General features: G+C 49.0%; 5 protein-coding genes. 1 reads left to right on the plus strand and 4 read right to left on the minus strand.

The features are described from left to right. Positions 1 to 69: 69 nt before the first annotated feature. Positions 70 to 1,767 carry a SpoIIE family protein phosphatase gene (locus Q0294_RS13530; RefSeq protein ID WP_299466229.1) on the plus strand — a complete coding sequence of 566 codons (1,698 nt, stop codon included), beginning with the start codon at positions 70 to 72 and terminating at the stop codon, positions 1,765 to 1,767. A gap of 74 nt (positions 1,768 to 1,841) precedes the next feature. Here the strand turns inward: Q0294_RS13530 and Q0294_RS13535 are convergent, their stop codons facing one another. From Q0294_RS13535 to Q0294_RS13550, 4 genes are all read right to left on the minus strand, one after another. Further along, complete coding sequence (locus Q0294_RS13535) at positions 1,842 to 2,156, minus strand: hypothetical protein (RefSeq protein ID WP_299466232.1); 315 nt, start codon at positions 2,154 to 2,156, stop codon at positions 1,842 to 1,844. Between the two features lie 380 nt (positions 2,157 to 2,536). After that, on the minus strand, positions 2,537 to 4,354 hold the full coding sequence (locus Q0294_RS13540; protein ID WP_299466235.1) for a DUF3352 domain-containing protein: 1,818 nt from the start codon (positions 4,352 to 4,354) through the stop codon (positions 2,537 to 2,539). Between the two features lie 80 nt (positions 4,355 to 4,434). Continuing rightward, complete coding sequence (locus Q0294_RS13545) at positions 4,435 to 5,145, minus strand: hypothetical protein (RefSeq protein WP_299466238.1); 711 nt, start codon at positions 5,143 to 5,145, stop codon at positions 4,435 to 4,437. Continuing rightward, complete coding sequence (locus Q0294_RS13550) at positions 5,132 to 5,689, minus strand: RNA polymerase sigma factor (RefSeq protein WP_299466241.1); 558 nt, start codon at positions 5,687 to 5,689, stop codon at positions 5,132 to 5,134. Before Q0294_RS13550 ends, Q0294_RS13545 begins: the two co-directional genes overlap by 14 nt. Positions 5,690 to 6,143: the final 454 nt, after the last annotated feature.

Below are 6,143 nucleotides of genomic sequence, written 5' to 3' on the forward strand. Positions count from 1 at the left end.
TAATGACATTCGGGCGTGTTTCCTGAAGAATGCTGTTTTCATATAACTTTTCAACCTGATAGCCACACCATGTCTGCCAGCCTGTTTTTGCAAAATAATGGCAATTCTTCCAGACTGGAAATCAAGGGGAAGCAGGTGACTCTCGGTCGACATCCGGATTGTGAAGTCTGCCTCAAATCAAACACGGTTTCCCGCTATCATGCACGGATCACCGTCGGCAAAGACGAACAGTATCGACTGGAAGATCTCGGCAGCGGCAATGGGACTTTTGTCAACAACACGCTTGTCAAAGACCCGGTGGCTTTGCAGTCGGGCGATCAGATTTCGATCGGGCCTTTTCTACTGGAATTTTCCAGCGATGCCGAATATGAAAACAGCCAGCACGAAGGTCTGCTGACGTCATACGGATTAATTCCTTCGCTGAAAAACGTTTCTGTCAGACCGCCGGCCGTTGATAAGCCTACGATTCTGCGAGCATCGGGAACGACGACTGACATTGATCAATACCAGATCAAGCCGGAAATCAAATTAAAGGCGATTCTGGAAATCAGTCGCACGATTGCTTCCGCCACTGATCTGGATTCGATGGCTGAAAAAGTTCTGGAAGGGTTGTTTCATATATTTCCCGCTGCGGACCGGGGATGTATTTTATTGCGCGATCGGGAGAACCTGCGTTTTTTCCCCAAAGCCATTCGGCATCGACGGGACAATGATCACGAAGCCCTGCAACTCAGCCGGACGGTTCTCAAAGCCGTGACGGATAATAAAACGGGTGTGCTCTCTGCAGATGCTGCCAATGATGAACGGTTTGAAAAAAGCGAGTCGGTTTCGACGCTCACGATCCGTTCCATTTTGTGTGCCCCCATGCTGGGACGCGACGGAGGTGTGATCGGTATTATCAATCTGGACACGCAACTTGCCGGCCAGATGTTTTCGGAGGACGATCTGGAACTCTTAATGGTGATTGCAGGTCAGGCGGCACTTTCGTATGAGAGTGCCCGTTTGATGATCTCGCATGTGGAAAAACAGCGTTACGACAATGAAATGGAAATCGCGGCCCGCGTGCAGCGCGGGTTGCTGCCTGAAAAAATACCGCAGATTCCGGGTTATGAATTTTTTGTGTCTTACGAGGCCGCCCGGGCAGTGGGGGGCGACTATTACGATTTTATTCAGACGGATGACAGCCTGATCTGGTTTGCTCTGGGCGATGTAGCCGGTAAGGGCGTTCCGGCTTCACTGGTCATGTCGAGGGTCTGCAGTGCGGTTCGCAGCACGGTGGAGTTTGTGACCGACGTGACAGACGCCGTGCATCGGATTAACCACCATATCGACGAATCGGCGCACGATGGCCGGTTTATCACGTTTATTCTGGGGCAGATCGATCTCACACAGAATCTGATTTCTTTCGTCAACGCCGGTCATCTGGTGCCCCTGCTGTTTGAAGCAAATGGCATGATCACAGAACTGACAGCAGACTCTCCGAGCGTACCCCTGGGGGTCATGGAAGATTACGAATATAAAACCATTCAGCATCGGTTAAAGCCGGGAGAACGACTGATTCTGTTTACCGATGGCGTGACCGAGGCGATGAACCTGGAACGCGAACAGTTTGGGATAGAGCGATTGAAAGCCGCCATTCGCAAATCACCGGCAGGTTCCAGCGAACTGGGTTCGCGGATTTTACGTGCCGTCAAAAAATTTGTCGGTCAGAATGAACAATATGACGATTTGACCTTAGTTGTCATCGGGCGCGACCCGGCGCAATAAAAAAAGTGAGACGCGGGGGGAACTGCGTCTCACTTATGATTCTCAAGCATGAATGACTTCAGAGAAGTGATGCTTTAGAGAGAAATATCAGTTGGTTCTGCTACCTTACGATATCCCATGCTGTGTAAGACTTCCAGCACTTCACTCCAAGTGGGGAATTGCCGTCCGCTACGTCTTTTGTAATCGTCCATCGCTTTCATGAAATCGATTTCCTGGTCGCTGTAGTCGCGTTCGCACGTTGTGGGATCGATCTGTCGACGGCGTTCGATTTTTCGTTCGTCGACCACTTTATGCTTTACCTGAATGGCTTCTTTGCTGGAAGTATCTCTTCTACTGATGCGACGACGATCGACGACTAATTCTGTCGGGGGATCAAGCTGTTTTACCATGTTTAATTTAAGCCTTTTTAGAGGGGAGTAATTTTGCCTGAATTAAGTTACCTGTGAATGAACAGTGATAAAAAACCAATCTGAAACTGAGAGCAAAATATTGGTTTGCGATAATTATCCCTGAGTATCCGATTTCCTGTTCACAATCTTTTGTGAAGAATCGATCCACAAAACCATTTTATTTCTGGCCAGGGAAAGAATGAGGAGCTAACCTACTCTATTAGTATTCCCACAAAAACCGGGATTGGGTAGTCTGTTTAAAATAATTAACACTGATAAGTGTGGTAGACATTGCCGATTGAGTAGTTGTCCCGATTATCCCGGTTATAGGGTGAGGATTCAGCGTCTTTGTTCAGAATTCTGTACATAATCGGGGATTGTCAGTTGGTGGAGTCGAGTGAACCCAGGCCCATAATAATCCGCACCTGATCCTTCTGAATGCCGGCGGCAAAGAAGAGTCCATCGAATGATTGGAGCAGGCTTTTCAGCCCGGAAAGCTTGTTTTTGCCTTTCTCAAGATCTCCGCCTTGTCCTTGCGCAAGCTGCTGAGCCAGGAATTCCGAATTCTGATCGATGAAAGCTCTGATCGAGGAAATATTGAGGAAGCAGAGTTGTTTCTCTTCCTGAAAAAACGTTTCTTTCCATGTCTGGAACAGGGGGAGCGCGGCGAGGCTCGCTTCGGATTTCAATGTGAAGAATTCTCTCACAAGTTCAGGCGAACTGGCAAACACAATCTGCTGCTCATTGATCCCGTAAGCGGGTTGATAAGGGCCGATATTTTCGATCCACCGCATGTGATACAGGTCATGGTCTTCCATCTTCAGGACAGACGGGTGTTCAACGTGTTTCGGTTCGGAATTATAATGACTGAGTATGCTGTTCATCAGAAAGTTGGCTGCATTCTCAAGGCCGGTCTGGTAGGGAGATTTGTTGGCAGCCTCTGCCGGCTGTCCGGGGGGCGAGAGTTGCAATGCAACGAGGCCGTCAAAAGAAATCGCGTCGAGGGAGAGTTCCTTTCGCGGAACGGAATAAAACAGAAAGTTCGGTCCCAGCGCTTTGGAGAGTTCGGTGACCGGATCGAGGCCTCCTAACAGACCGACACTGACGGCGTGTATTTTCTGCCATTTTTCAGGATTTTTGTCTGCATAAAAATCGACGATTTTGCGTGCCAGCAAATGCACGTTGAGATGTCCAGAGACGACGGCCAGCGCCTGTTTCGGAATCAGCGTGTATTTATCCGGTATCTCAGCAGGGATTTGTAAGATATCCAGTAACGGAAGATCGATCGCTTCAGAATTAAAGAGGATGACCGTTTCCAGCGCCACCGTATTTTTAAGATGGAGTCCGACAATCAGGCCGCCTGTTTTGTTCCACCAGTTGACGACGCCTTTCTCGACTTCGTTTTTCGGCGGTTGCATGTGCTCATCCCAGATCCGCGGATTCAGGAAGAGTGAGCCAGTCACGTTCGGCGACAATACCGCTTGCGCACGCTGGTACATTTTCAGATTGAACAGGCTTGCTTGATTTTCGCGGGGCTGTTGCTTGAGATACTGCTTCGCATACAGATTGATGGTTGACTGCAGGATCTGTTCGTTTTCCGTGACAATCAGCGTCTGGTTGAGAAAGGCGTAATAGAGCCGCGGCGATGATTTTTCAGACGCGGCTGCCGGATGACTGGCGGTGAAACAGGGAACATCCTGATATGCAGAAGTTGTTACCGTGACCCCCGTTTTTTCGAACCAGTTTTCAAACAGACTTTTGGTAGCGGTCGCATCTTTAACGCTGGTTAAGAGGAGCAGAGAAGGATTTTTTTTTGGGCCATTATTAAAAAATGCCAAACCTGCCGCTTCACCAAAGATGCTGTTGAGCAGTGGCAGCAGAGGTTGTTGCGTTACGGATTCGATATCCCGCAGGCCCTGTTTGAGGTTTTTGACATCCTGACTTTCGAGCCATGATTGAAACACATGAGTCTGCTGGAAGCGATTGACGACAGGCGAGACCAGAAATTGCTTCAAGTGCCCGTTCAAATCGGAGGCTTCGAGATAGATGCCGGCTTTCTCATCGACCAGTTGACTTAACGGGGCTCCAGCGAGGGCAGGCGCAGCGCATAAGGAAGAGAAGATCGCTGATACCAGAATGAGTGAGAGGAACGTTCGTTTCTTCACAATCAGGTATCGTTTCACAGGATATCGTTTCATAGGCTCCATACCTGGTGCACTCCCGGCGGTTCTTATATGTGTAACAGGAAAACGTATCTAAAGTCAGGCACGAAATGGTTTTAAATTCTGGTCGATTCTTCGGGAACGGAATGAAGAATAAAATTCCAGGCATGACTGATCTGTTCTTTCAGTGGCTGCATCTCATGGTTAATATCATCCACCCAGTTTGATTCCGCAGGCATCGTGTCGGCTGTTTCGGGGAGCTGGCGTGTGACCGGAACCAGACTGACCGCTTCCGTCATGGCACCAGCCGTGCTCGAAGCAAGTCCCCAGGAGGCGGCGCCCGCGTTGCGCAGTAACTGGTTAAATCGGTTATTGGTTGCGACTTTTTCTGCTGGAGGCGCGGGGGAAATCGGAATCTCGCTCGTATTGACTGAGATTGTCTGGGAAGGCGTCAGTTCAGAACGGTCAAACCCGATTTTCAGGGAAACGGTAACCAGTAACGCAGCGACCGCAAGAACGCCGGCATAAAACCAACGGGCCGAGGAACGCGGCTGGGCAGTTTGAGTGGATGCATCATCCCAGGGACGTGCCTGTTCCAGGCTGCCGTCCGGCGATTCCGAGAGTTGAGACATGACCGCCTCGACCAGATCGACTTCAGGCAGATCCTGCTGCCAGGCAGGTAATGTATATTCCACGATCAGGAAGTCTTCCCAGACTGTCTGATGCTCGGGCGATCGTGCTGCCAGATTTTCCAGTTTGGAACGCTGATCAAAATTTTGTGTTTCGATCATGTGTTCCAGTGCTGTCTGATATTCAACGAGATTCATGTCTGACCTCTGGTACTATGCCACGTTGTCTTAAAGTTGACGCTAATTCCTGTCTGGAGCGGTGCAACCAGGTTTTGATTGTCCCTTCCGGCCTCTCCAGAATTTCTCCGATTTCCTGACAGCTCATATTTTCCTGATGAAATAAAATAAAACACGTCCGATGATCTTCACGCAACAGATTGATGGCTTTCTGTAGTTCTTCACTCAGGTCCTGTAGTTGTTCTGGTGATTGACTGACTGCCAGCTCGGAGGCGAACTCTGCGGGAACGGGGCGCTTCGACCGTTTGCTCAGAAATGTTCTGCATCGATTGGCGGCGATCGTCAATAACCAGGGCTTTAATGTTCGGGTGGGATCCCATTGATGAAGGCTGCGAAAGGCACGAACAAAGACCTCCTGTGCCACATCCTCGGCGTCTTGTCGATGCCCCAGCATCCGGAAACAGAGTCCAAAAATCGAACTTTGAAACCGTGCCACAAATGCGCGCATCTCCTCCGTATTACCATCCAGGCAACTTCGGACTTGCGCCGCATCTTCTTCATTCACGGAGTAATCCCGTTTTCGTCATGCTTTGCAGCCGTCAATGGCAGGAGAAACTTTTCCGGCTGTTTTCGAGACTGCGTTCATAAAATCAAAATCAATACCTCAGGTCCTTCAGTTAAATATACCAATTTTTTTACGCAGAGGTTTCAGAGGGATGAAGAAAATTGAGGATCACCACAGAGTGTGGTCGTATGGTCACGCCTTGTTGGGATTGATCAGGGAAAAAAGGGGCGCCCATTTGGCGATTTCTCACTGAAGGCAGGCGAAACAACAGCGTACGATCTGCGGGAGTTGCGTTACGGACGCGATTTTATGGAGGAAAACACCGTATGATTATAAGATTTAGTAATTAAATGTATATAAATGGTTGTTGTTGCACTAAGATGTATTGTTGATTCAACTTAAGTGTATAGTTTGACAATGCATGGAAATGGAAACATACTTAAGTATTACTCCG

Source organism: uncultured Gimesia sp. (assembly GCF_937919775.1).
Classification (GTDB): domain Bacteria; phylum Planctomycetota; class Planctomycetia; order Planctomycetales; family Planctomycetaceae; genus Gimesia.